The organism is Caviibacterium pharyngocola, assembly GCF_002795405.1.
Lineage (GTDB): Bacteria > Pseudomonadota > Gammaproteobacteria > Enterobacterales > Pasteurellaceae > Caviibacterium > Caviibacterium pharyngocola.
Window position 1 is genome coordinate 1 of sequence record NZ_PHGZ01000031.1, and the last position, 23,652, is coordinate 23,652.

Here is a 23,652-nt window from a genome sequence, read left to right on the forward strand (position 1 = left end):
AAGCCTCAGAAAACGCCGCAGCAGATTCTGCAGATAAAGCTAAAACCTCTGAAGAAAATGCGAAAGCTTCTGAAGATAACGCTAAAGCCTCAGAAAATGCCGCAGCAGATTCAGCAGATAAAGCTAAAGCTTCAGAAAACAATGCGAAGGCATCAGAAAATAATGCGAAAGCCTCTGAAACTGCGGCGGTAAAAGCTGCGGATAGAGCGGAAAATTCTGCGAAAGAAGTGGTTGAAGCAGCGAAATTGGTTGATAAGGTGATCGGCAAGGATGACGGTGACGATTCAACTACAAGTTATGGCGTTGACGCGAAAGCCAATGCGAAGAATACTTCTGCATTCGGTAATAAAGCGGAAGCCGTAGCGGAAAATGCAAGTGCATTCGGTCAAAACGCGAAAGCGAAGAAAGAAAATGCAACTGCAATCGGTCAAGATGCTAAAGCAACGCAAGAAAATGCTTCTGCAATCGGTCAAAACGCAACGGCGAGCGGTACAAACAGCTCTGCTGTCGGTCAAGACGCGAGCGCAACGGCAAGAAATGCGACTGCGGTCGGTCAAAGCGCCAAAGCGACAGGCAGAAATTCAACTGCTATCGGTCAAGGCGCGAAAGCCGAAGGAAAACATTCCGTTGCAATCGGTCAAGGTTCCGTGGCGACGCGTGATAACGAGTTCTCCGTCGGTTCCGAAAGCCGTCAACGCGTAGTTTCTAACGTTGCGAAAGCACAACGAGACACGGATGCGACTAACCTCGGTCAAGTGAAAGAAATGGTTGAGGATTCCGAAAAACGGATGACTAACCACGTGAATAAACGTGAACGCAAACTCCGTGCAGGTATTGCCGGTGCGACAGCGATTGCGACCTTGCCTCAGGCAACCATTCCGGGTGCGAACTTAGTTTCCGCCGGTGTGGGTAGCCATAACGGACAAAATGCGGTTGCGGTGGGGTACTCCAGACTCAGCGACAACGGCAGAGTAGTTCTGAAATTGGGTGCAAGCGTGAATACGCACGGCGGTTATAATGTCGGCGGCGCGGTCGGTTATCAATGGAAATAATTGACCTTCTTCACTAAGAGCAATATCCCTCCCTTCGCGGAGGGATATTTTTTTGTTGGAATCCGGCGGTAATCTTCGGATAATAAGGCGATTTATGTTGAGTATTTAGAGGCACATAATGGATTTTCCGCACGAGATTCGTCAGTTTTTGGCTTGTCGGCATATTGTGAATATTGCCGTTTATACGGCACAAGATTTTTGGGCGGCAAGTTGTTTTTATGCCTTGGATGAAGCGGTGCAACGCTTGATCGTGCTAACCGATCGCACGACCAGACACGGGCGTTTAATGTTAGACAATCCGCATATCGTCGGCACAATTTCAACAGAAACCACCGCACTTTCTGCGATCGAAGGCGTTCAATTTCGTGCTTCGGCGAACCTGTTGCAGGGAGAAGAAAAGCGGCAGGCGTTGGCGATTTATTATCATCGTCATCCTATTGCACGTTTGAAGTCGGCGGATGTGTGGGCGTTGCAGTTGGAGGAAATTAAACATACGTCGAACAGACGGGTGTTTGCGCAGAAAACCTATTGGTATCGCACTGCGCAAAGGGATTAGCGTATTTGTGTTCGTTTTAGAAAATCGCTTCCAAACGTAAAAACGCACCTAAATGATGAATGCGATCTTGCGCTTTATCGTTGTAATAATGCAATTCCGGTTGAATAAACAACCAGCGGCGTAAAATAGGTTGACGCCAAGTGATAAACGGGCCGTATTGATTTAAATCGAAGCGTTTATTTTTGACATTGCCGCCGATATAAATGCCGTAATTCAGTCTTTTATACTCGGCAAAATCGTGCTGACGATAAAAGCTGTTGCCCCAAGAGGTGCGTTCTTCGTCAAAATCATTGGTGTATTGTAAATGTAGATGATTGGCGATAAAGGTTTGATCGTTTTGCGCGTAATTATTTTCAAAATTCGTGCGCAAATAATGTTTGCTTTTTGCACCGTAGCGGTAGATTTGTTCTAAGCGCGTGCGGATATTTTCCGTCAGTTGCCATTCTTTCGCCGCGCGGAAACGCAAATAGATGTCGTTGACCGCGCGCACCCCCACATCAATATCCGTTTTTATGCCGAGGCGCTTGGTGGTTTCCGACCAGCGTAATGCTAACGAAGCATTGTCTTCGCGCGCTTGTTTGCGATCGTAGCGTTTGTTTTTTTCCAAAGGGACGGCGTAGGTTGAGCCGATGCGGTTTTTGTCGCGGCTTTCGTTATCCAATTCGTCATCACCGAAAACGAGGCTGACTTTATTTTTTAACGCCGGCAGTTTGATTTTGCCGCGAATACGCGGTTTGATTGAAAAACGATCATAACGATTCCATTCGCTGTCCAGCATTATGCGCAAACCGGCGCTGGCGGGACGGTTCGGATCGGTGTCGCCGATCCAGCCGTCGAGGGAATTTGCCCAATCGTGCAGGGTGGTTCGAATGCTATGGTGTTGCGAATCCACCCAATTTGGTTCTTCCTGCGCGAAAAGTGCAGTCGGAAAAACGGATAAAATTGCTGCGGGCAATAATAAATATGATCGTTGTTTCATTTTGTTTTCAAATCAGGTTTATCACCTTTTAATTATAGCCCATCAATTTTAATAAATCTCTGGTATAAACAATCGCCTCGTTACGATTTGCCACGCCGATTTTTTGATATAAATTTCGGATATGGGTTTTGATCGTGGTGGTGGCGACTTGCAATTCGTCGGAAATTTGTTCGTTGCTGTAACCGGAATAAATCAATCCTAACACTTGCCATTCCCGTTGGGTGAGCGGGCTGATTTTTAATAATTCCGGCACTTTCGGATTTTCCAGTAATTTTGCGACGAATTGTTCGTCAAAATGAGCGAATTTATGGCGATAATATTGGTTAATATTGCGCAAAATAAATTGCGCTTTATGTTGCGCCAATTCGTCTAGCACATTTTGTTGCAACAGTTGACGAATTTGCTGCGCCATATTTTCGCCTTCGATGACAAAGACGCTGATAAAATTGGTTTGGCGCGCCAAATGTAAGGCAGCAACCAAATCGTGTTGGGCGCGATCTTTATCGCCTAGCAAGAAATGCAGGCGATTACGCAAAATTAGCGCGCGATTTAAATCGCTGACTAATTTGAGATTTTCTCCCGTAGAAATCAGGCGATCCAGTATGTTTTTCGCTTGTTCGTATTGACCCAGCAAAATTTGCGCACGCGCAATATTGCGCCATTGCACTTGGCTGAAGTGGTTTTTATCCGTTGTCGGCGGCTGATTTTGAATCAACCAAGCTTCCGTTGCGTCTAGATCATTGGTCATTTGCCATAATACGATTTTGACCTGATCCGCGTTAGCGTTCCAGTCGGAATGGTATTCGTGGGCATTTTGTAATTGGGTGATTTGTTTTAATAAACGCGAAGCGTTATCCAAATCGCCGCGCACGATGGAAATTTTGCACAGTAAAGCCAAACATTGCAGGCGATCTTCGTCTTTGCTTAATACGCTAATTCCCGCATTCACCATTGCTTCCGCTTTGTCCAGATTATACCAATCCCATAGAATTTGCCCTTTTACGCGTAAAAGAAATTCATACATCGGTACTTTTTGCAGGTGGTTTTCTTTCACGAATAAGGTGGCTTTGTCCAGCATATCGTAGCCGGCTTGTAAAAAACCTTGTGCAATCAGGATTTCGGATTGTTGCAACAACGTCCATAAAATACTGTGCGAGGTATGATATTGGCGCGCCATTTTTTCCGCTTTTTGCAACATAATCAGCGCTTCGGCAAAATTGCCTTTGACGTGATACGCTTCGCCGATCACCGATGTGGCGACGATATGCGCGTAATAAGCGCTGTCTGGTAAATCCTCCAACGCGGCGGAGGCAAATTCCAATGCGGTGTTTTCATCCCCTTGGTTAATGGCGACTTGTGCGCGCAGTACGTCGAATTCCGCCTGATTTTCTTTGGTCAGTTGAACGTTATGGCGGGCGAGCACGTCATCGAAGTGAGCGAAAATGCCGCTGACTTCGGTGTGACGATGTTGGCTTTGCGCCAGCCACGCTTTTAATAAAATTAAATTCGGGTATTGAGCAAAACTGGCGTCATCAATATGCGTCAGGCTTTCTTCCAACAGTTCGAGTTCACCTTGGTGGAAAAGTGACCAGCCGTTATTGGATAGAATATCCAATAACACTTGATGATCATCAAGTTGCGCGGCGTGATAAAGCGCTTCGGTCACATAACCTAAATTTAACCACGCGCGTGCCGCTCGGTGGTGCAGTTCTTGCAATTCGCCGGCAAGCTCCGTTTGACAGCAATGATTGAGGAACGAGGCAAAAAGCGGATGAAAGCGCCACCAATGATCTTCGGAATCCATTTGTTGTAAAAACAATCCTTGTTTTTCCAAGGTTTCCAAACGCAATCGGCTGTTGGTGTAGCCGGTGACTTCTTGTACCAATGCTTCGTTCATCGAACGTAAAATCGAACATTGCAAAATAAAATGGCGCGTTTCGGGATCAACGCGATTAAGCACTTCGTCGGTGAGGTATTCGTTAATGTGGAAACTGTTCACTTTCGACAGCCGTTTCGCGGCATCTTGCAACGGTTTTTTTTGTTGTTTGGCGGATAAGCTGATGAGTTGTAACGCCGTCGGCCAACCTTCCACTTCGTCGCAAAGTGCGGTGATTTCTTGCTCGGTTAATTGTTTTTCCACTCTGGATTGGAAAAATTCGATACTCTCTTGGTGATTAAACGGGAGTTGCGTCGCATCGATTTCCAATAATTGTTCTTGCACGCGCAAACCGGCAATACCCAGCGGCGGTACGGAGCGGGAAATCAAAATCAACGTCATCGATTGCGGTTGATGGCGAATCCAATATTTTAACGCTTCGTGAATTTCATCGTTATCAATTAAGTGATAGTCGTCGATGATTAAATAGAAATGCTCGTGAAAAGAAGAAATCTTGATCAGTTGTTGATTCAGTAGAGACAATAAATTCGATTGGCGACCGAGATTTTCCTCCGACGGCAATTCTTTATTTATCGCTCGACAAAGTGCGGCACAAAAATAAGTGGCGAAACGATCCGTTTGATTATCGCTTTCATCCAACGAATACCAGCCAATATTCTTTTTATTTGCACACCATTGGGAAATTAACGTCGTTTTCCCGTAGCCCGCCGGGCCGTTGATTAATACTAGGGGGTAATGCTCTGCTTTATCCAGTAATTGAAGCAAACCTGTACGCTCGACACTGTTTTGTAAACGGTACGAGCAAATTAATTTCGACGGAATCAACATACCGAATTATTTCCTTCATCCTAAGTAGGAGGGACTACTCCCTCTAAATTTAAATTACTTCCTGTTAATCATACTCATAAGATTATAACAGGGAGGATTTTGTTTTTCTGCAATTACTCATAATAACACTTAGAAATTTTTCATTGTCTTTTCTTAAAAAGGAGCATTTATGTCCCAATTTAACCTTAACGATATGGCGCTATTTCATAAAAACGTGCAGAAATACTGTCGTTATTTTGACGTGGAATCGCCTGAACAGTTTTCTTTAGAACAATGGTACCAAATCGTTGCCGAAAGTACCCTTGATCTTGTTTATTCCAAACCTGCGGTTAAAGGTTCGGAAGACCGCCACGTTAATTACCTCTCTATGGAGTTTTTAATCGGTCGTTTAACCGGTAACAACTTAATGAACTTAGGTTGCTACGAACAAATTAAGACCTATTTATCTCAGTATAACGTCGAATTGGTCGATGTGTTGGAGCAAGAACGCGATCCTGCCTTAGGTAACGGCGGCTTAGGTCGTTTAGCGGCTTGTTTCTTGGATTCTATGGCGGCATTGGGTCAAAATGCAACCGGTTACGGTTTGCACTACCAATACGGCTTATTCAAACAATCTTTCGAGCAAGGCGAACAAAAAGAAAGCGCCGATACTTGGAACAGAGATCAATATCCTTGGCACAGCTACAACGTGTCTAAAACACAGAATGTCAACTTCGGCGGTAAAATCAAATTGGTCAAAGGTGACAAATATGAATGGAAACCGGCATTGACAATTCAGGGTAAAGCTTTTGATCTACCTATCGTCGGTTATCAGAATGATATTATCCAACCGTTGCGCTTATGGCAAGCGGATAGCGACCAATCTTTTGATCTGGCTAAATTTAATGACGGAAAATTCTTAAATGCGGATAAAACTATCGTCAATGCGACCGCACTTACGCAAGTGCTTTATCCGAACGACAACCATAAAGCGGGTCAAAAATTACGCTTAATGCAACAATATTTCCATTGTGCGTGTTCGGTTGCCGATATTTTGGAACGTCACTTCTCCGAAGGATACGAATTGTCCGATTTCGCCAGCCGTCAAGTGATTCAATTAAACGATACGCACCCGACCCTTGCGATTCCGGAATTAATGCGCGTATTGTTGGATAAATACGAATTGACTTGGGACGAAGCTTGGTCTATCTGTTCCAACACTTTTGCTTACACCAACCACACTTTATTACCGGAAGCGTTGGAGCAATGGGATCAACGTTTATTTAAACAATTATTACCGCGTCATTATCAAATCGTTGAAAAAATCAACAATATTTTCCACGACCGCGTGATCGCCGAATTCGGTGAAGATAACAAAGTGTGGGAAAAATTAGCGATTTTATTCGATTATCGCGTACGTATGGCGAATCTTTGCGTGGTGACTTGCTTTGCAGTGAACGGTGTGGCGCAAATTCACTCCGATTTATTGGTGACGGATTTATTCCCGGAATATCACAAATTATTCCCGACCAAATTCTGCAACGTGACTAACGGTATCACACCGCGTCGCTGGATCAGACAAGCTAACCCGCAATTAAGCGATTTATTGGATCGTACCGTGAAAGCGGATTGGACCAAAGATCTCGAATTATTACGCGGCGTGGAAGACTATGTGGATGATGCCGGTTTCCGTGAAGAATACCGTCGTATCAAACAGGTGAACAAATCCGTGTTGGCGGACGAAATCGAACGCACATTAGGTTTCGCCGTGAACCAAGACGCAATTTTCGACGTGCAAATCAAACGTTTCCACGAATATAAACGTCAACATTTGAACTTGTTGAACATTATTGCGACTTATCAATCTCTGAAAGAAAATCCGAATCAGGATTATACGCCGCGCTTGTTCGTGTTCGCGGGTAAAGCCGCACCGGGTTATTACTTGGCGAAAAATATCATTCACGCCATCAACAACGTTGCCGATTTGATCAACAACGACAAACAAGTGAAAGATAAATTGCAAGTGGCGTTCTTACCGGATTATCGCGTGTCCTTAGCGGAAAAAATTATTCCTGCGGCGGATGTGTCCGAACAAATCTCAATGGCGGGTAAAGAAGCGTCCGGTACGGGTAATATGAAATTGGCGTTAAACGGTGCCTTAACATTGGGTACGCTTGACGGCGCGAACGTTGAAATCGCAGAAATGGTCGGCGAAGAAAATATCTTCTTATTCGGTCACACCGTGGAAAGCGTGCGCGAATTGTTGGCGAAAGGCTATCAACCGAAAGACTATTACAAGAAAGATGCCGTGTTGAAAAGTGCGGTGGATTTCTTAGCTAAAGGTAAAGCGTCAAACGGTGATAAAGCGGCGTTTAACTTAATGTTAGACAGCTTGTTGGAACGCGATCCGTTCTTGGTGTTCGCCGACTTCGACAGCTACCGCAAAGCGCAAGATCGTATCGGTCAAGCTTACTTGGATCAAGAAGCTTGGTTACGCAGCGCAATCTTGAATACCGCGCGTTTAGGTACTTTCAGCTCAGACCGTTCGATTCGTGATTATCAATCTCGTATCTGGTTGAAAAAATAACGCATCGGTAATACCGACATCACAAACGTGATGAAAAACCAACTGAAATCTCCCTCCGCTTGCGGGGGGAGATTCGGCGTAAAAACAAGGTCATTTTTATTAATATTCCATTATTCGTTTCGCGTGCGCTAATTAACGACGCCTGTTCGGGGGAAACGGAAACGATAGCGGAAAGCATTATAAAAGGAGTAATCAATGGCGATCTCATCAAAACAACAAAAACAATTCGTCCAAGCGGGTATTATGCCTTATTTCTTCGATGAGCGCGGGTTGAAAAAGCGCGCACCGGAGCAAATTAAACAACGATTGCTTCGCACTTTTGACGGCAACATTTCCGCCGCCTCCGGCTTATTACCGCCGGTAAAAATCTTCTACCAAAACCAACCGCACTTTTTCCCTTTAATTACCGCCGACAAAAAACACGCGATTCAAGGCGTGTGGCAGTTGCGTTTGGAAAACGACGAAAATCTTCTTGAAGGCAAAATTAAACGCAACGCTATCGAATTGCCGCGCGATTTGCCTTTAGGCTATCATCAACTCACCTTAACGGTTAAAAACAAACAATATACGAGCCGCATTATCGTTGCGCCGACCCGCTGTTATCAACCGGCGGAATTGCAAGAAGGCAAAAAATTATGGGGTTCGTTCATTCAACTTTATGCATTAAAATCCGAGAAAAACTGGGGTGTCGGCGATTTCGGCGATTTAAAAGATTTCTTACAAAACGTGCAAGGATACAATGCGGATTTTGTCGGCTTGAACCCGATTCACGCCCTTTTCCCTGCAAATCCGGAATCTGCCAGCCCGTATAGCCCGTCCTCACGCAAATGGTTGAATATTATCTATATCGACATTAACGCCTTGCCTGAATTTGCTCAAAGCGAGGTGGCGCAACAATGGTTTAACGGCAAAGAAGTGCAGGATAAACTCGGCAAAGTGCGGTCGGATTCTTGGATAAATTACACCGAGGTAATGCAACTTAAATTGCAAGGTTTGGGATTGGCGTTTGATTATTTTCAACAAAATGCCACCGCACTTCGTCGTCAAGCTTTCGAGCAATTCGTGCAAGAAGGCGGTGAAAGTTTACAAGTGCAAGCCACCTTTGATGCCTTACATCAATATTTGACCTCTCGCTTCAGCGATCAATGGGGTTGGGATTTCTGGGAGAAAGAATATCAAGATTATCATTCCGACGCGGTGCAACAATTCCGTCGTGACAACGCCGATGAAATTACGTTTTACGCGTGGTTACAGTTCTGTGCCGATCAACAACTTGCCGAATGTAACGAAATTTGTAAAGCCAATAAAATGACGATCGGAATGTATCGCGACTTAGCTGTCGGCGTCACCGGAAGCGGCGCCGAAACTTGGAGCGATAAAGCTCTTTATTGCTTAAATGCATCCGTCGGCGCGCCGCCGGATGTGTTAGGTCCGCAAGGACAAAACTGGGGCTTGTCGCCGATGAATCCGCACGTTTTACAACAACAAGCGTATCAGCCTTTCATCGAATTGGTGCAATCGAATTTAAAAAATTGCGGCGCATTGCGTATCGACCATATTATGTCGTTATTGCGTTTATGGTGGATTCCGAAAGGCGACAGTGCAGTGAACGGCGCTTATGTGCGCTATCCGGTGGACGATTTGATTGCGATCTTGGCGTTGGAAAGTCAGCGTCACCAAAGTTTGATCATCGGCGAAGATCTGGGTACCGTGCCGAAAGAAATCGTCAGCAAATTGAAAAATGCCGGCATTTTATCCTACAAAATTTTCTATTTTGAATTCGATCAACAAGGACAAAGCCGTCATTTGCAAGAATATCCGTATCAAGCGATGACCACCTTAAGTACCCACGATTTGCCGACGATTAACGGTTATTGGCGCGGTTACGATTTCGAATTAGGTCAACAATTCGGTGTGTATCCGAACCCGAAAGTGCTCGCGATTTTACAAAAAGATCGCATTAACGCCAAAGCGAAAATCCTCGCGCGTTTGAAAGAAAACGAGATTGAAGTGGAAAAAGGCATCGACGAAACCCTTTCTTCCGACGTCAGCAAAACCTTCAATCACCAATTACAACGTTATGTCGCCAACGTCAGCAGTGCGCTATTCGGTTTGCAACCGGAAGATTGGTTGGATATGAGCGAACCGGTCAACATTCCGGGCACCAGCACGCAATACGCCAACTGGCGCCGCCGTCTCACCGCAAACGTCAACGACATTTTTGCCGATAAAGACGTGCAAGCGTTATTAAGTGCGGTGAATTCCGCGCGTAAATCGGCAAAATAACGACCGCACTTTTTTGATTTTTATTAAACCTCATAGCCATATGAGGTTTATTTTTTATCTTTGAAAAAAGTAAAAAGATCAGATGTCATTTAATTTTCGACGGTTATTTTTGGAAAACGATAAAAAACGCTTTCCTTTCCGATAAAAAGGCGTACCATATGCCAACCTTATAAATCGCTTCGGCATTTATAAGTCAATCTTTCCTCTCCGGAAAATAAAAAAGCTGCAACGCTTTTTTTAATAAGTAGCGAGTCAAATGCCCCAAGGCGTCTTATTTTCCAGAATAAGAAAGCTTAGGCTTCCCGCAAGGCACCCGACTTATTTTTTTAACCTCTCATAGAAGGTATATGTTTAAAATGACAATCACTCCTGTAAATCCAATCAATCAGGCAACCAACGAGTATTATTTAACCCGTCAAAACGAAATGGAATCCAATGTTCGCAGCTATCCGCGCAAATTGCCTTTGGCGATCGCTAAAGCGCAAGGTTGTCGCGTGATCGATGTGGAAGGAAACGAATATCTCGACTGTTTGGCTGGCGCCGGTACATTGGCGCTCGGTCATAATCATCCGGCGGTGATCCAAGCGATTCAAGACGTATTGGCGAGCGGTTTACCGTTGCATACATTGGATTTAACCACACCGTTAAAAGACGCGTTTACGGCGGAATTGCTTTCGTTTTTTCCGAAAGATCAATATCGTTTACAATTTTGCGGGCCTTCCGGCGCCGACGGCACGGAAGCGGCGATTAAATTAGCCAAAACCTATACCGGTCGCGGCAACGTTATTGCCTTTTCCGGCGGTTATCACGGAATGACCCACGGTTCTTTATCAATGACCGGCAATTTGGGCGCGAAAAATGCCGTGCAAAATTTAATGGCGGGCGTGCAGTTTATGCCGTATCCGCACGAATATCGCTGTCCGTTGGGCATCGGCGGCGAAGCGGGCGTTGAGGCATTGACCTATTATTTCGAAAACTTTATTAATGATGTGGAAAGCGGTGTTGTGAAACCCGCGGCGGTGATTTTGGAAGCCATTCAAGGCGAAGGCGGCGTAGTTACTGCGCCGATCAAATGGTTGCAAAAAATTCGCGAAGTCACACAAAAACAAGGAATTGTCTTGATTTTAGACGAGGTGCAAGCCGGTTTTTGTCGTTCGGGTAAAATGTTCGCCTTTGAACACGCGGGAATCGAGCCGGATATTGTCGTGATGTCGAAAGCGGTGGGCGGTAGTTTGCCGTTGGCGGTGTTGGCGATCAAAAAAGAATTCGATGCGTGGCAACCTGCCGGTCATACGGGCACTTTCCGCGGGAATCAGTTGGCAATGGCGACCGGTTATGTGTCATTAAAAATTATGCGTGAGCAAAATTTGGCAAGCAATGCGCAAGAACGCGGCGATTTTTTACAAGCGGAATTGAAAAAACTCGCCCGAATTTATCCTTGTATCGGCAATGTGCGCGGTCGCGGTTTGATGATTGGCATTGAAATTGTGGACGAACGCCAAGCAGCGGATCGTATCGGCGCCTATCCGGCGGACGGTGAACTTGCCGCAGCGATTCAAAAAGCTTGTTTCAATAATAAATTGCTGTTGGAACGTGGCGGTCGCGGCGGAAATGTGGTGCGAATTTTGTGTCCGTTAATTATCACGCAAGCGGAATGCGAAGAATTGATCGAACGATTTGCGCGTTCGGTTGCGGATGCCTTGAAAGCGGTTCGCGCTTAATAAATTGACGGTGCGTGTTATATGCACCGTTTTCGTTTTATTTCATAATAAGGAAAGATGTAATGGTTGATTTTGCAGAACACAAACGTGCGCTGTTGTGTAATGATCCGAAGGCTATCGCCGATTATGCGACGGCAATGGCGCAAGCGGTAAGTGCGGTCGAAAATTGGCTTAAAAATGACAAAATGTACACCGGCGGGAGTATTAAACAACTACGTCAAGATATTGTATTTCAGCCCTCCGCGCAGGGCTTAGGTCTAGAGAAATCTTTACAACGCACGGTTGAATTATTTTTAAATAAAAGTCTGAAGGTTCATCATCCGCATTCGCTTGCGCATTTACACTGTCCGACGATGGTCGCCAGCCAAATTGCGGAAGTGCTGATTAACGCGACCAATCAGTCGATGGATTCTTGGGATCAAAGTCCGGCGGGTTCTTTAATGGAAGTGCAATTAATCGAATGGTTGCGCCGACGTGTCGGTTATGAAAAAGGACAAGCTGGCGTATTTACCTCCGGCGGGACGCAGTCCAACTTAATGGGCGTTTTATTGGCGCGCGACGCTTGCGTTGCGAAGCATTGGCGCGATGCGGAAGGTAAAGAATGGTCGGTTCAACAACAAGGATTGCCGCCGGATGCTTTAAACAAAGTGAAGGTTGTCTGTTCTGAAAATGCACATTTTTCCGTGCAAAAAAATATGGCGATGATGGGAATGGGATTTCAATCGGTCGTGACCGTGCCGTGCAATGAAAACGCACAAATGGACAGCGTTGCGTTAGAAAAAATATTGGCGGAATTAACCGCACAAGGCAAGATCATCGCCTGTATCGTCGCCACGGTCGGCACCACGGATGCCGGCGCCATCGACCCGCTAAACGACATTCGAAACATCGCCGATAATTATAACGCTTGGTTGCACGTCGATGCTGCGTGGGGCGGTGCGTTACTTTTATCTCGGCAATATCGTCATCTGTTGAATGGCTTGGAATCGGCGGACTCCATTACGTTGGATTTCCATAAACATTTTTTCCAAAGCATTTCTTGCGGGGCATTTTTGCTAAAAAATGAAGAAAATTATCGCTTTATCGATTACAAAGCCGATTACCTCAATTCCGAATACGACGAAGAACACGGCGTGCCGAATTTAGTCGCCAAATCATTGCAAACCACCCGACGATTCGACGCATTAAAACTTTGGTTCACGATCGAAGCCTTGGGCGAAGATTTATACGGCTCGATGATCGATCACGGTATTCACCTCACGCGCCAAGTCGCCGATTATATTAAACAAAGCGAAAATTTGGAGCTGTTGGTCGAACCGCAATTCGCCTCCGTATTATTCCGCATCGTACCGAAAAATTATCCGGATAATTTTATCGATATACTGAATCAAAACGTCGCAGACGAACTATTTGCCCGCGGCGAAGCGAACATCGGCGTTACTAAAGTCAATAACGTTCAAGCACTAAAAATGACAACATTAAGCCCAATCGCAACATTGGAAAACGTCAAAGCTTTGCTTACGCAAGTTATTAATGAGGCGGAGCGGATTAAAGATAAGATTGCTATCGGAGAATATATCGCGGCAGTAGATTAGAGGAATAGCTTCTTTTTATTTGTTGCGGTAATAATAAAAAAATTATCGGCATCAAAGAACAAGGGACGATAGTCGATGTGTAGAAGAACGGATTTAATCGTCTACACATCATTTCTGCAATTAGAATTTAATCTTTGATGATATGTCCACTTAGGCTATTTACCAGCAACTTCAATATCAGCGATAATTTTTGAGTAATTCGGATTTTTGGTAAATTCTTCATAAAGTGGCTTTAAAGCTTCACGAAATGGCTGTTTATCTGTTTGAATAAAGGTTGTGCCGTTTTGTTCTGCCTGCTGACGAGCTTTGACCGTTTCTTCATCCCATAATTTTTGTTGATAAATTTCCGATTCTTTGGCTGCTTCGAGTAATATTGCACGTTGTTTCTCATCCAATTTATTCCAGATTTTATTCGAAATCACCAAGTAGTCCGGCATACTGGTATGTTGATTTTCAGTGAAGAATTTTGCAACTTCCATATGGCGTGTTGAAGTATAAGATGGAATATTATTTTCTGCGCCATCAATTACACCTTGTTGCAGTGCGGTATAAACTTCACCAAGAGGAATTGGCACCGGTGAAGCACCCAGTAATTCGATAATGCGATTGGTGGTTGGTGTAGAAATTACTCTGATTTTCATACCTTTTAAATCTGCAGCGGAATAAATTGGTTTTTTGGTATAAAAATTGCGAGAACCACCAACATAAGAAGATAGCACCATAAAGCCGCTGCTTTGCGTTTTATCTGTAATAGTCTTTCCTACCGGACCATATAAGACTTTTTTGAAATGATTATCGTCATTAAATAAATAAGGACAGGTAAAAACTGCCATTTCCTTAACAAAAGGTTCTAGTTCGCTAGAATTTGCTTTTGTCATATCTAACGCATCATTTTGTAATAATTCTATGGTTTCACGTGCATCACCCATTTGTCTATTTGGATAAATGCGAATTTTTAAGTCCCCGTTTGATTTCTCTTGTACCTCTTTTGCCATATAGTCCAAGGCTTTGTGAATAACGTGAGATTGATCAAGATTGTGAGCCAGCTTTAATGTCACCTTTTCGGCGAAGGCATTAGTTGAAACGGATAGTGCAGGTAGGGCAATACACAGTGTGGATAGAACAAGCTTTCTGAATTTCATAGTGAAAGTCTCCATATTTCATTAAATATCGAAAGAATTCGCATCATTTTTTATTCAGTTGGAACTGAATATTAGGGATTTTAGCATTATATAAATTTATTTTGGTATATTGTTTTTCTAAAAATGGATATTGATCACAAAAAATATAAAATATCATTTTAATTTGCAATCAAGGCGTTTAAATAAGAAAAGAGGTATTGATAATAAAGTGCGGTTTATTTTATAAAAGTTTATCTATTACAAATCGTGCAAATCAAATTTCACAAAAAAAAGCCCCGTATTGCTACGAGGGCTTTTTATTATTTTACTGTTAATTAAGCAACGATTGCTTTTTCAACAACACGAACTAAAGTCCAAGATTTAGTTTTAGAGATAGGGCGACATTCGCGAATCTCTACTACATCACCTAAACTTGCTTCGTTGTTTTCATCGTGTACGTGTAATTTTGTTGTACGACGGATAAACTTACCATAAAGTGGGTGTTTAACCTTGCGTTCGATCGCAACGACAAATGATTTGTCCATTTTGTCGCTAACAACTTTACCTTGTACGCTACGAATTTTATCAGTCATTACTCACCCGCCTTTTCGGTTAATACAGTTTTTACTTGTGCAATACTGCGACGCACTTGTTTTAACTGATGGGTTTGTTGAAGCTGACCGGTGGCTGCTTGCATACGCAATTTGAATTGCTCACCTAACAAGTTAACCAATTCAGCATTCAGCTCTTCAACAGTTTTTGTACATAGTTCTTGAGCTTTCATTACATCACCGTCTTAGTTACGAATGTGGTCTTGATTGGTAATTTCGCTGCTGCTAACGCAAATGCGTGACGCGCAACTTCTTCAGACACACCATCCATTTCATACATTACTTTACCCGGCTGGATTAAAGCTACCCAGTACTCAACGTTACCTTTACCTTTACCCATACGGACTTCTAATGGTTTTTCAGTAATTGGTTTATCTGGGAATACACGGATCCAGATTTTACCTTGACGTTTAACCGCACGGGTCATTGCACGACGTGCTGCTTCGATTTGACGAGCTGTTAAACGACCACGACCAACTGCTTTTAAACCAAAGGTACCGAAGCTAACTTCTGTACCACCGGCAATACCACGGTTACGACCTTTGTGGACTTTACGGAATTTTGTACGTTTTGGTTGCAACATTTAGCAATTCTCCTTACTTACGACCTTTACCGCGTGGTGCCTTTTTAGGCGCGGCAGGTTGTTGTTCCGGTTGTTGTGCAATTGCAGCCATTCCACCAAGAATTTCACCTTTGAAGATCCATACTTTAACGCCGATTACGCCGTATGTAGTATGAGCTTCAGCAGTGTTATAATCGATGTCCGCACGTAATGTATGCAATGGTACGCGACCTTCACGATACCACTCAGAACGTGCAATCTCTGCACCACCTAAACGACCGCTTACTTCAACTTTGATACCTTTGGCACCTAAACGCATTGCGTTTTGTACCGCACGCTTCATTGCGCGACGGAACATTACGCGGCGTTCTAATTGAGAAGCGATGCTGTCTGCAACTAGTTTTGCATCTAATTCAGGTTTTTTCACTTCGGCAATGTTGATTTGTGCCGGAACGCCTGCAATCGCTGCTACTGCGTTACGTAATTTTTCAACATCTTCGCCTTTTTTACCGATAACGATACCAGGGCGAGCCGTGTGAATTGTAACACGAATACTTTTAGCCGGACGCTCGATAGTGATGCGTGAAACTGAAGCATTCGCTAATTCTTTATTTAAGAATTTACGTACTTTGAAATCGCCTTCAAGATTATCGGCGAAGTCTTGTGTATTCGCGAACCAAGTAGAGTTCCAAGGTTTAACGATACCTAGGCGAATACCATGTGGATGTACTTTTTGACCCATTGCTATTCCTCTACGATTAACGATCTGACACAACCACGGTGATGTGGCTGGTACGTTTTAAAATACGATCTGCACGACCTTTAGCACGCGGCATTACGCGTTTCATACTCGGACCTTCATCTACAAAGATCTTCGCAACTTTAAGATCATCGATATCTGCACCGTCATTATGCTCTGCATTAGCAATCGCAGACTCAAGCACTTTCTTAACTAAAGCGGATGCTTTTTTGTTAGTGAAAGTTAGGATTTCTAACGCTTGAGCAACTTTTTTACCGCGAATTAAATCCGCAACTAAGCGAGCTTTTTGCGCTGAAGTGCGAGCGTAACGATGTTTTGCAATAGTTTCCATCTTTTACCCCTTACTTCTTAGCTTTCTTATCCGCAGCGTGACCGCGGTATGTACGAGTCGGTGCAAATTCACCTAATTTATGACCGATCATTTCATCAGAAACATAAACAGGAACGTGCTGACGACCATTATGGACTGCGATGGTCAATCCGATCATTGATGGAATGATCATTGAACGACGGGACCAAGTTTTGATTGGTTTTTTATCCCCGCTTTCCACCGCCTTCTCTACCTTCTTCAACAAGTGTAGGTCAAGGAATGGACCCTTCTTGAGAGAACGTGGCATGGCTTATCCTCTTATTTAATTAATATTATTTGCCACGACGACGTACGATGAATTTATCAGTACGTTTGTTGTGACGAGTTTTCTTACCTTTGGTTTGAACGCCCCAAGGTGTAACAGGGTGTTTACCGAAGTTACGACCTTCACCACCACCGTGCGGGTGGTCAACCGGGTTCATTGCAGTACCGCGAACAGTCGGACGAATACCTCTCCAACGGCTCGCACCTGCTTTACCAAGTACGCGAAGCATATGCTCGGAGTTACCGACTTCACCGATGGTAGCGGTACACTCGGCTAATACTTTACGCATTTCGCCTGAACGAAGACGTAAAGTAACGTAGTTACCTTCACGCGCGATAATTTGTACATACGCACCGGCAGAACGAGCGATTTGACCGCCTTTACCCGGTTTTAATTCAACGTTATGTACGGTCGAACCGACCGGAATATTACGCATCGGTAAAGCGTTACCCGCTTTAATCGGTGCATTAACGCCGGCTTGAATTTGATCGCCTACGCTTAAGCCTTTCGGTGCTAAAATATAACGACGCTCACCGTCTTTATAAAGCACTAAAGCAATGTTCGCAGAACGATTCGGATCATATTCAAGACGCTCAACAACCGCCGGGATATCTAACTTGTTACGTTTGAAATCGATTAAACGGTAATGTTGTTTATGACCACCACCGATATGACGAGTAGTGATACGTCCTAAATTATTACGACCACCGGTTTTAGATTTAGTATCTAATAACGGCGCGTAAGGTTTGCCCTTATGTAATTCAGGGTTTACGATTTTAACAACGTGACGACGACCAGCGGAGGTCGGCTTACATTTAACGATAGCCATCTATTTCTTCTCCTCCGAAATTACTCTGCCGCACCTTCAACGAAGTCAAGGGATTGACCTTCTTGAAGAGTAACATAAGCTTTTTTCCAGTCGCTACGACGACCTGTTTTAGCACCGTGACGTTTAGTTTTACCTTTTACGACAACAGTACGAACAGAGTCCACTTTCACTTCAAATAATTGCTCGACTGCATTAGCAATTTCGACTTTATTTGCGTCCAAAGCGACTTTGAAAACGATAGTGTTTGACTTCTCAGCGTTATTTGTTGCTTTCTCAGAGACGTGAGGTGCTTTTAACACTTTTAGCAAACGTTCTTGTTGAATCATGCTAACATCTCCTCAATTTGTTTCACGGCATCGACAGTTACGACAACTTTATCGAATGCGATTAAGCTAACAGGATCAATACCTTGAACATCGCGAACATCAACTTTATATAAGTTACGCGCTGCTAAGAATAGATTTTCGTCTAAGCTTGCTGTGATAATTAACACGTCTTCAAGTGCTAATTCTTTTAATTTTTGTACTAAAACTTTCGTTTTCGGTGCATCAATTTCGAATTTTTCAACAACAACCAAACGGTCTTGACGAACTAATTCGGAAAGAATGCTTTTGATTGCACCGCGGTACATTTTTTTGTTCACTTTTTGGCTGTGATCTTGCGGTTTCGCTGCGAAAGTGATACCACCTGAACGCCAGATTGGTGATTTAATATCACCTGAACGCGCACGACCGGTACCTTTTTGACGCCAAGGTTTTTTACCTGAACCAGACACTTCAGCACGAGTTTTTTGTGCACGAGAACCTTGACGCGCGCCTGCTGCATAAGCAACAACAACTTGGTGGATCAATGCTTCGTTAAACTCACGTCCGAAGGTAGTTTCAGAAACAGCTAGTGCGTTTGCACCTACAACTTGTAATTCCATCTCTATCTCCTAGACTTATGCTTTAACTGCCGGTTTCACGATAACATCACTATTAGTTGCGCCCGGAACGGCACCTTTTACTAATAATAATTTACGCTCGACATCAACACGAACGACTTCAAGGGATTGAACGGTTACACGTTCAGCACCTAAGTGTCCAGCCATTTTTTTGCCTTTAAACACACGACCCGGAGTTTGGTTTTGACCGATAGAACCGAGTACACGGTGTGATAAAGAGTTACCGTGGGTAGCATCTTGAGTACGGAAGTTCCAACGTTTAACACCACCTTGGAAACCTTTACCTTTAGAAGTACCGGTAACATCAACTTTTTTAACATCCGCAAAGATGTCAACATTAATTTCTTGACCTAAAGTGAATTCTTCACCTTCAGTACGAAATTCCCATAAACCGCGACCAGCTTCAACACCTGCTTTCACGAAATGACCTGCTTCAGGCTTAGTTATACGACTTGCTTTTTTAGAGCCAGTAGTAACTTGAACTGCAGTATAGCCATCGTTTTCAAGAGTTTTAACTTGAGTCACACGGTTGGCTTCGATTTCGATAACGGTAACTGGTACAGAAACACCGTCTTCATTGAAGATACGGGTCATACCAACTTTACGACCGACTAAACCAATCATTGTAATAACCTCTTAATTAACCTAGGCTGATCTGCACGTCAACGCCGGCAGCCAAATCTAAACGCATTAATGCATCAACAGTTTTTTCTGTTGGCTCTACGATATCGACTAAACGTTTGTGGGTACGAATTTCGTATTGGTCACGCGCGTCTTTGTTAACGTGTGGAGAAATCAACACGGTAAAACGCTCTTTACGCGTCGGTAAAGGAATCGGACCACGAACTTGCGCGCCGGTACGTTTAGCTGTTTCTACGATCTCCGCAGTAGATTGATCGATCAAACGATGATCAAAAGCTTTTAAGCGGATACGGATTCTTTGGTTCTGCATTAGACCAGAGCTCCAATAAATTTAGCTAATAATAAAACTGACACCGTCACCTTTCTTACATCAATTCGAAAGGGAAGTGCAGTAACCTGTATTTAGCTCCCAAATCGGGAACATTGTTTATGTATTACCTATCGTAATACCCGTTTAATAAATGATTACATTAAACGACTTTCATATAAAAAGCTTGCGGATTATACCGGCGATTGCGCCGTTTCGCAAGCTTTTTTCAAAAAAATCGGTGAAGTGCGGTGGATTTTTTTAATATTCCCAATCTTCCGGCGCAATACCCAATTCGCGCATTAGTTCTTTTGCCTGTTCGGGAATTTCGTCACTGCGTTCTTTCAGCAGATCACTGTCCGTCGGTAAGGGTTGACCGGTAAACGCGTGCAAAAACGCCTCACAAAGTAATTCGCTGTTCGTCGCGTGACGTAGATTGCGAATTTGTCGCCGCGTGCGTTCGTTAGTTAAAATTTCCAACACCTTAATAGGAATCGAGACAGTAATTTTTTTGACCTGCTCACTCTTTTTTCCGTGTTCCGCGTAAGGACTAATATACTTACCGTTCCATTCCGCCATTTTGTTATACCTTCGCTCATTTTACCGATATGACGCATTTTAATGAAAAAACGCTTAAATAACAATCCGGACATTAAGCCTTCCGGACTGCCATATACATTAATTTACAGAGATTTACGCAACTTTCCACCGTTTCATCCCGTCTAAGCACAGGATGAAAACTGCCGAACACCGAATGTCGTCGGTTTTCCAACAAAAATTTTTCATTTACAACAATCCACTTAACAGAGGTTTATTATGTTAAAAAAATTAGCGGCTGAATTCTTCGGCACATTTTGGCTTGTATTCGGCGGTTGCGGTAGCGCAGTGTTAGCGGCGGCTTATCCCGAATTAGGTATCGGTTTTGCCGGTGTTGCCTTGGCATTCGGTTTAACCGTGTTGACGATGGCTTACGCAGTAGGTCATATTTCCGGCGGTCATTTTAATCCGGCGGTAACATTAGGCTTAGTTGCGGGCGGACGTTTCGCTTCCAAAGACGCGGTTTCTTATATCGTTGCGCAAGTTATCGGCGGTATCGTCGGTGCGGCGGTATTATACGCAATCGCCTCCGGTAAAGTCGGTTTCGATGCATCTGCCGGCTTTGCATCAAACGGTTACGGCGAACATTCTCCGAACGGTTTCTCATTAAGTGCGGTGATTATTGCCGAAGTTGTGTTAACCGCATTTTTCTTAATCATCATTCACGGCGCAACCGATGCGAAAGCGCCGGAAGGTTTTGCACCGATCGCTATCGGTTTAGGTTTAACTTTAATCCATTTAATCAGTATTCCGGTTTCCAACACCTCCGTTAACCCGGCGCGTAGTACTGCGGTGGCGATTTTCCAAGGCAGCTGGGCGATTGAACAATTATGGGTGTTCTGGGCAGCGCCAATCGTCGGCGGTATTTTGGGCGGCATTATCTACCGTACATTGTTACAAGAAAAAGCCTAATCGCGTTAAATTCAATTAAATACATTAACAAAAAAGCTCGGATTTCATTGAGATCCGAGCTTTTTTATTTCAGTGATTTCAATTAAAAAATCACCGCACTTTTATGTCGTTACGCCATATTCCGAATAATATCTTGGGCAAATTCGGAGGTGGAACGCAAGGTTGCGCCTTCCAACATTTCGGCAAAATCAAAGGTCACGGTTTTATCCGCGATAGTTTTTGACACCGCATTGACTACTAAGTCCGCCGCTTCCGTCCAGCCTAAATGACGTAACATCATTTCGCCGCTTAAAATCAACGATCCCGGGTTGCCTTTGTCTTGTCCGGCAATTTTCGGCGCCGTGCCGTGAGTGGCTTCAAAAATCGCCGCTTCCGCCCCGATATTCGCCCCCGGTGAAATCCCGATTCCGCCGACTTGCGCCGCTAACGCATCGGAAATATAGTCGCCGTTTAAGTTTAAGGTCGCGATGACATCATAATCTTTCGGATGCAATAGCACTTCTTGTAAAAACGCGTCGGCGATGCTGTCTTTGATCACAATTTCACGTCCGGATTTCGGATTTTTCAACGTCATCCAAGGACCTTCGCCGATAAGTTGCGCACCGAATTCCTTCGCCACTTCATATCCCCATTCTTTAAACGCACCTTCGGTGAACTTCATAATATTACCTTTATGCACCAAAGTGAGCGAGCGACGATCATTATCGATCACATATTGCAATGCCGCGCGCACAAGGCGTTGCGTGCCTTGTTTGGACACCGGTTTAATTCCGATCCCGCAATCTTCGGTGAAACGAATTTTCGTGACGCCCATTTCTTGTTGTAAGAATCGAATCACTTTATCCGCTTCCGGCGATCCCGCTTTCCATTCCACGCCCGCATAAATATCTTCGGAGTTCTCGCGGAAAATCACCATATCCACATATTCCGGATGTTTAACCGGACTTGGCGTGCCGTCATAATAACGAATCGGGCGCAAGCAATTATACAAATCCAATCCTTGACGCATCGCCACGTTTAAGGAACGAATGCCGCCGCCCACCGGCGTCATCAACGGGCCTTTAATCGCAATATGATAATCGCGAATGAAATTCATCGTTTCATCAGGCAACCAAGTATTTTCACCGTAAATTTCATTGGCTTTGCCGCCCGCATAAATTTCCATCCACGAAATCTTGCGCGCACCGTCGTAGGCTTTTTCCACTGCCGCATCAATCACCGCGCGCATCGCCGGTGTGACGTCCACACCGATACCGTCGCCTTCGATAAAGGGAATAATCGGATTATTCGGCACATTTAGCGCACCTTGTTGATTCAGCGTAATTTTCTCGCCCGCCGGCACAATAACTTTTGATTGCATAGTCGATGTTTCCTATTCCTGTTGTGTTAATATAATGAGATTATACTTTTATTCGGTTCGCCCGCAACGACTGACATATATGTTTCGACATACGGTGTTTTACGCTATGTGTCGCCCTAAATGGAAAACGTTACGCCGCCCGACTAAATTATCCGTCATAACCGACGAGGTTTCAATCATAAGGTAAATTTCAATGAAGGCAAAATTTCCTTCAAAGGGCAATAAAACGAAAGCGGAAAATTTTCGTAAAAATCACCGCACTTCGGCGCGAAATCTCGGTGAAAAGCGCCCGCAGCCCGACTTTTCGCATACGCAAGTCGTGTTGTTTAACAAGCCTTTTGACGTATTAACCCAATTTACCGACGAACAGCAACGCCGCACTTTAAAAGATTTTATTCCGATTCGCGAAATTTATGCCGCCGGACGCTTGGATTACGATAGCGAAGGTTTGTTGTTGCTGACCAACAACGGCGACATTCAACATCGCTTAAGTCATCCGAAATATAAAACCGAAAAGACCTATTGGGCGCAAGTGGAAGGCGTTCCCGACGAACAGGCGTTAAACCGATTGCGTCGCGGTGTAGAATTAAAAGACGGAATGACGCAACCTGCCAAAGTGCGGTTAATTTCCGAGCCGAAAAATTTATGGCAACGTCATCCGCCGATTCGCAAACGTAAAAATATTCCGACTTCTTGGTTGGAGATCAAAATTAGCGAAGGCAAAAACCGCCAAGTGCGACGAATGACCGCGCACATCGGTTTTCCGACCCTGCGCTTGATTCGCGCCGGTTTCGCCCTGTTCGATTTAACCGACTTGGCGTCGGGCGAGTATCGCATTATTTCGTCGGCAGAATTGACCGCACTTTACCGTTCACTCAATTTAAGGAAATAAT

24 protein-coding genes are annotated in these 23,652 nt (G+C 44.2%); 8 read left to right on the forward strand and 16 right to left on the reverse strand.

The window, feature by feature from the left end:
* Together CVP04_RS11075 and CVP04_RS11080 are read left to right on the forward strand one after the other, a co-directional pair.
* The coding region (locus tag CVP04_RS11075; RefSeq protein WP_243385309.1) for a YadA-like family protein at nucleotides 1–1,052 on the forward strand (1,052 nt) is incomplete at its 5' end.
* A 118-nt stretch (nucleotides 1,053–1,170) separates the two neighbouring features.
* On the forward strand, nucleotides 1,171–1,608 hold the full coding sequence (locus CVP04_RS11080; protein WP_100297575.1) for a PNPOx family protein: 438 nt from the start codon (nucleotides 1,171–1,173) through the stop codon (nucleotides 1,606–1,608).
* 16 nt (nucleotides 1,609–1,624) lie between these two features.
* Here CVP04_RS11080 and CVP04_RS11085 read toward each other — a convergent pair whose 3' ends face one another.
* Both CVP04_RS11085 and malT read right to left on the reverse strand, forming a co-directional pair.
* A complete protein-coding gene (locus tag CVP04_RS11085) occupies nucleotides 1,625–2,587 on the reverse strand; it encodes a hypothetical protein (RefSeq protein ID WP_100297576.1) in 963 nt (320 codons plus the stop codon).
* Between the two features lie 28 nt (nucleotides 2,588–2,615).
* A complete protein-coding gene (gene malT / locus CVP04_RS11090; protein WP_100297577.1) occupies nucleotides 2,616–5,312 on the reverse strand; it encodes an HTH-type transcriptional regulator MalT in 2,697 nt (898 codons plus the stop codon).
* A 169-nt stretch (nucleotides 5,313–5,481) separates the two neighbouring features.
* Here malT and malP point away from each other — a divergent pair, with 169 nt between their 5' ends.
* From malP to CVP04_RS11110, 4 genes are all read left to right on the forward strand, one after another.
* Nucleotides 5,482–7,878 carry a maltodextrin phosphorylase gene (gene malP / locus CVP04_RS11095; protein ID WP_133118491.1) on the forward strand — a complete coding sequence of 799 codons (2,397 nt, stop codon included), beginning with the start codon at nucleotides 5,482–5,484 and terminating at the stop codon, nucleotides 7,876–7,878.
* A 195-nt stretch (nucleotides 7,879–8,073) separates the two neighbouring features.
* A complete protein-coding gene (gene malQ, locus CVP04_RS11100; RefSeq protein WP_100297578.1) occupies nucleotides 8,074–10,164 on the forward strand; it encodes a 4-alpha-glucanotransferase in 2,091 nt (696 codons plus the stop codon).
* 356 nt (nucleotides 10,165–10,520) lie between these two features.
* Nucleotides 10,521–11,885, forward strand: a complete 1,365-nt coding sequence (locus CVP04_RS11105) for a diaminobutyrate--2-oxoglutarate transaminase (RefSeq protein ID WP_100297579.1) — start codon at nucleotides 10,521–10,523, stop codon at nucleotides 11,883–11,885.
* 62 nt (nucleotides 11,886–11,947) lie between these two features.
* Complete coding sequence (locus CVP04_RS11110) at nucleotides 11,948–13,480, forward strand: pyridoxal phosphate-dependent decarboxylase family protein (protein WP_100297580.1); 1,533 nt, start codon at nucleotides 11,948–11,950, stop codon at nucleotides 13,478–13,480.
* Between the two features lie 155 nt (nucleotides 13,481–13,635).
* Here the strand turns inward: CVP04_RS11110 and CVP04_RS11115 are convergent, their stop codons facing one another.
* The 13 genes from CVP04_RS11115 to metJ form a co-directional block, all read right to left on the reverse strand.
* Entirely contained in the window at nucleotides 13,636–14,622 is a 987-nt protein-coding gene (locus tag CVP04_RS11115) for a TRAP transporter substrate-binding protein (protein ID WP_100297581.1), read from the reverse strand.
* A 314-nt stretch (nucleotides 14,623–14,936) separates the two neighbouring features.
* Nucleotides 14,937–15,194 (reverse strand): 30S ribosomal protein S17, encoded by a 258-nt coding sequence (rpsQ, locus tag CVP04_RS11120; protein WP_100297582.1) that lies wholly within the window; start codon nucleotides 15,192–15,194, stop codon nucleotides 14,937–14,939.
* Nucleotides 15,194–15,385, reverse strand: a complete 192-nt coding sequence (gene rpmC / locus CVP04_RS11125) for a 50S ribosomal protein L29 (protein ID WP_100297583.1) — start codon at nucleotides 15,383–15,385, stop codon at nucleotides 15,194–15,196. Before rpmC ends, rpsQ begins: the two co-directional genes overlap by 1 nt.
* Entirely contained in the window at nucleotides 15,385–15,795 is a 411-nt protein-coding gene (rplP, locus tag CVP04_RS11130; RefSeq protein WP_075321004.1) for a 50S ribosomal protein L16, read from the reverse strand. The genes rpmC and rplP overlap by 1 nt, the downstream gene beginning before the upstream one ends.
* 13 nt (nucleotides 15,796–15,808) lie before the next feature.
* Nucleotides 15,809–16,516, reverse strand: coding sequence for a 30S ribosomal protein S3 (gene rpsC / locus CVP04_RS11135; protein WP_100297584.1), 708 nt, complete (start codon nucleotides 16,514–16,516; stop codon nucleotides 15,809–15,811).
* 16 nt (nucleotides 16,517–16,532) lie between these two features.
* Nucleotides 16,533–16,865, reverse strand: a complete 333-nt coding sequence (gene rplV, locus CVP04_RS11140; protein WP_100297585.1) for a 50S ribosomal protein L22 — start codon at nucleotides 16,863–16,865, stop codon at nucleotides 16,533–16,535.
* Between the two features lie 10 nt (nucleotides 16,866–16,875).
* Entirely contained in the window at nucleotides 16,876–17,151 is a 276-nt protein-coding gene (gene rpsS, locus CVP04_RS11145; RefSeq protein WP_005539416.1) for a 30S ribosomal protein S19, read from the reverse strand.
* 25 nt (nucleotides 17,152–17,176) lie between these two features.
* Entirely contained in the window at nucleotides 17,177–17,998 is an 822-nt protein-coding gene (rplB, locus tag CVP04_RS11150) for a 50S ribosomal protein L2 (RefSeq protein WP_100297586.1), read from the reverse strand.
* A gap of 20 nt (nucleotides 17,999–18,018) precedes the next feature.
* The gene (rplW, locus tag CVP04_RS11155; RefSeq protein WP_100297587.1) at nucleotides 18,019–18,324 is read right to left on the reverse strand and encodes a 50S ribosomal protein L23; all 306 of its coding nucleotides are present in this window, start codon (nucleotides 18,322–18,324) and stop codon (nucleotides 18,019–18,021) included.
* Nucleotides 18,321–18,923, reverse strand: coding sequence for a 50S ribosomal protein L4 (gene rplD, locus CVP04_RS11160; RefSeq protein ID WP_100297588.1), 603 nt, complete (start codon nucleotides 18,921–18,923; stop codon nucleotides 18,321–18,323). Before rplD ends, rplW begins: the two co-directional genes overlap by 4 nt.
* 15 nt (nucleotides 18,924–18,938) lie before the next feature.
* Complete coding sequence (gene rplC, locus CVP04_RS11165) at nucleotides 18,939–19,565, reverse strand: 50S ribosomal protein L3 (RefSeq protein ID WP_100297589.1); 627 nt, start codon at nucleotides 19,563–19,565, stop codon at nucleotides 18,939–18,941.
* A 16-nt stretch (nucleotides 19,566–19,581) separates the two neighbouring features.
* Nucleotides 19,582–19,893: a 30S ribosomal protein S10 gene (rpsJ, locus tag CVP04_RS11170; protein ID WP_001181005.1), complete on the reverse strand. Its 312-nt coding sequence runs from the start codon at nucleotides 19,891–19,893 to the stop codon at nucleotides 19,582–19,584.
* Nucleotides 19,894–20,151: 258 nt separating this feature from the next.
* Entirely contained in the window at nucleotides 20,152–20,469 is a 318-nt protein-coding gene (gene metJ, locus CVP04_RS11175; RefSeq protein WP_100297590.1) for a met regulon transcriptional regulator MetJ, read from the reverse strand.
* 237 nt (nucleotides 20,470–20,706) lie between these two features.
* Here metJ and aqpZ point away from each other — a divergent pair, with 237 nt between their 5' ends.
* Nucleotides 20,707–21,399 carry an aquaporin Z gene (gene aqpZ / locus CVP04_RS11180; RefSeq protein WP_100297591.1) on the forward strand — a complete coding sequence of 231 codons (693 nt, stop codon included), beginning with the start codon at nucleotides 20,707–20,709 and terminating at the stop codon, nucleotides 21,397–21,399.
* Nucleotides 21,400–21,508: 109 nt separating this feature from the next.
* On the opposite strand, the gene icd is transcribed toward aqpZ, so the two are convergent.
* Complete coding sequence (icd, locus tag CVP04_RS11185) at nucleotides 21,509–22,759, reverse strand: NADP-dependent isocitrate dehydrogenase (protein WP_100297592.1); 1,251 nt, start codon at nucleotides 22,757–22,759, stop codon at nucleotides 21,509–21,511.
* A 193-nt stretch (nucleotides 22,760–22,952) separates the two neighbouring features.
* Between icd and CVP04_RS11190 the strand changes: the two genes are divergently transcribed.
* The gene (locus CVP04_RS11190; protein ID WP_100297593.1) at nucleotides 22,953–23,651 is read left to right on the forward strand and encodes a pseudouridine synthase; all 699 of its coding nucleotides are present in this window, start codon (nucleotides 22,953–22,955) and stop codon (nucleotides 23,649–23,651) included.
* Nucleotide 23,652 lies beyond the last annotated feature (1 nt).

Excerpts from the sequence above, each read along its gene's own strand:
- malP (WP_133118491.1), top strand. The coding sequence starts at position 5,482 with ATGTCCCAATTTAACCTTAACGATATGGCGCTATTTCATAAAAACGTG.
- rplB (WP_100297586.1), bottom strand. The coding sequence starts at position 17,998 with ATGGCTATCGTTAAATGTAAGCCGACCTCCGCTGGTCGTCGTCACGTT.
- icd (WP_100297592.1), bottom strand. The coding sequence starts at position 22,759 with ATGCAATCAAAAGTTATTGTGCCGGCGGGCGAGAAAATTACGCTGAAT.
- rplC (WP_100297589.1), bottom strand. The coding sequence starts at position 19,565 with ATGATTGGTTTAGTCGGTCGTAAAGTTGGTATGACCCGTATCTTCAAT.
- CVP04_RS11190 (WP_100297593.1), top strand. The coding sequence starts at position 22,953 with ATGAAGGCAAAATTTCCTTCAAAGGGCAATAAAACGAAAGCGGAAAAT.
- rplD (WP_100297588.1), bottom strand. The coding sequence starts at position 18,923 with ATGGAATTACAAGTTGTAGGTGCAAACGCACTAGCTGTTTCTGAAACT.
- rplV (WP_100297585.1), bottom strand. The coding sequence starts at position 16,865 with ATGGAAACTATTGCAAAACATCGTTACGCTCGCACTTCAGCGCAAAAA.
- malT (WP_100297577.1), bottom strand. The coding sequence starts at position 5,312 with ATGTTGATTCCGTCGAAATTAATTTGCTCGTACCGTTTACAAAACAGT.
- rpsC (WP_100297584.1), bottom strand. The coding sequence starts at position 16,516 with ATGGGTCAAAAAGTACATCCACATGGTATTCGCCTAGGTATCGTTAAA.
- CVP04_RS11110 (WP_100297580.1), top strand. The coding sequence starts at position 11,948 with ATGGTTGATTTTGCAGAACACAAACGTGCGCTGTTGTGTAATGATCCG.
- rplP (WP_075321004.1), bottom strand. The coding sequence starts at position 15,795 with ATGTTGCAACCAAAACGTACAAAATTCCGTAAAGTCCACAAAGGTCGT.
- CVP04_RS11085 (WP_100297576.1), bottom strand. The coding sequence starts at position 2,587 with ATGAAACAACGATCATATTTATTATTGCCCGCAGCAATTTTATCCGTT.
- CVP04_RS11115 (WP_100297581.1), bottom strand. The coding sequence starts at position 14,622 with ATGAAATTCAGAAAGCTTGTTCTATCCACACTGTGTATTGCCCTACCT.
- rpsJ (WP_001181005.1), bottom strand. The coding sequence starts at position 19,893 with ATGCAGAACCAAAGAATCCGTATCCGCTTAAAAGCTTTTGATCATCGT.
- metJ (WP_100297590.1), bottom strand. The coding sequence starts at position 20,469 with ATGGCGGAATGGAACGGTAAGTATATTAGTCCTTACGCGGAACACGGA.
- malQ (WP_100297578.1), top strand. The coding sequence starts at position 8,074 with ATGGCGATCTCATCAAAACAACAAAAACAATTCGTCCAAGCGGGTATT.
- rpmC (WP_100297583.1), bottom strand. The coding sequence starts at position 15,385 with ATGAAAGCTCAAGAACTATGTACAAAAACTGTTGAAGAGCTGAATGCT.
- aqpZ (WP_100297591.1), top strand. The coding sequence starts at position 20,707 with ATGTTAAAAAAATTAGCGGCTGAATTCTTCGGCACATTTTGGCTTGTA.
- CVP04_RS11105 (WP_100297579.1), top strand. The coding sequence starts at position 10,521 with ATGACAATCACTCCTGTAAATCCAATCAATCAGGCAACCAACGAGTAT.
- rpsS (WP_005539416.1), bottom strand. The coding sequence starts at position 17,151 with ATGCCACGTTCTCTCAAGAAGGGTCCATTCCTTGACCTACACTTGTTG.
- rpsQ (WP_100297582.1), bottom strand. The coding sequence starts at position 15,194 with ATGACTGATAAAATTCGTAGCGTACAAGGTAAAGTTGTTAGCGACAAA.
- rplW (WP_100297587.1), bottom strand. The coding sequence starts at position 18,324 with ATGATTCAACAAGAACGTTTGCTAAAAGTGTTAAAAGCACCTCACGTC.
- CVP04_RS11080 (WP_100297575.1), top strand. The coding sequence starts at position 1,171 with ATGGATTTTCCGCACGAGATTCGTCAGTTTTTGGCTTGTCGGCATATT.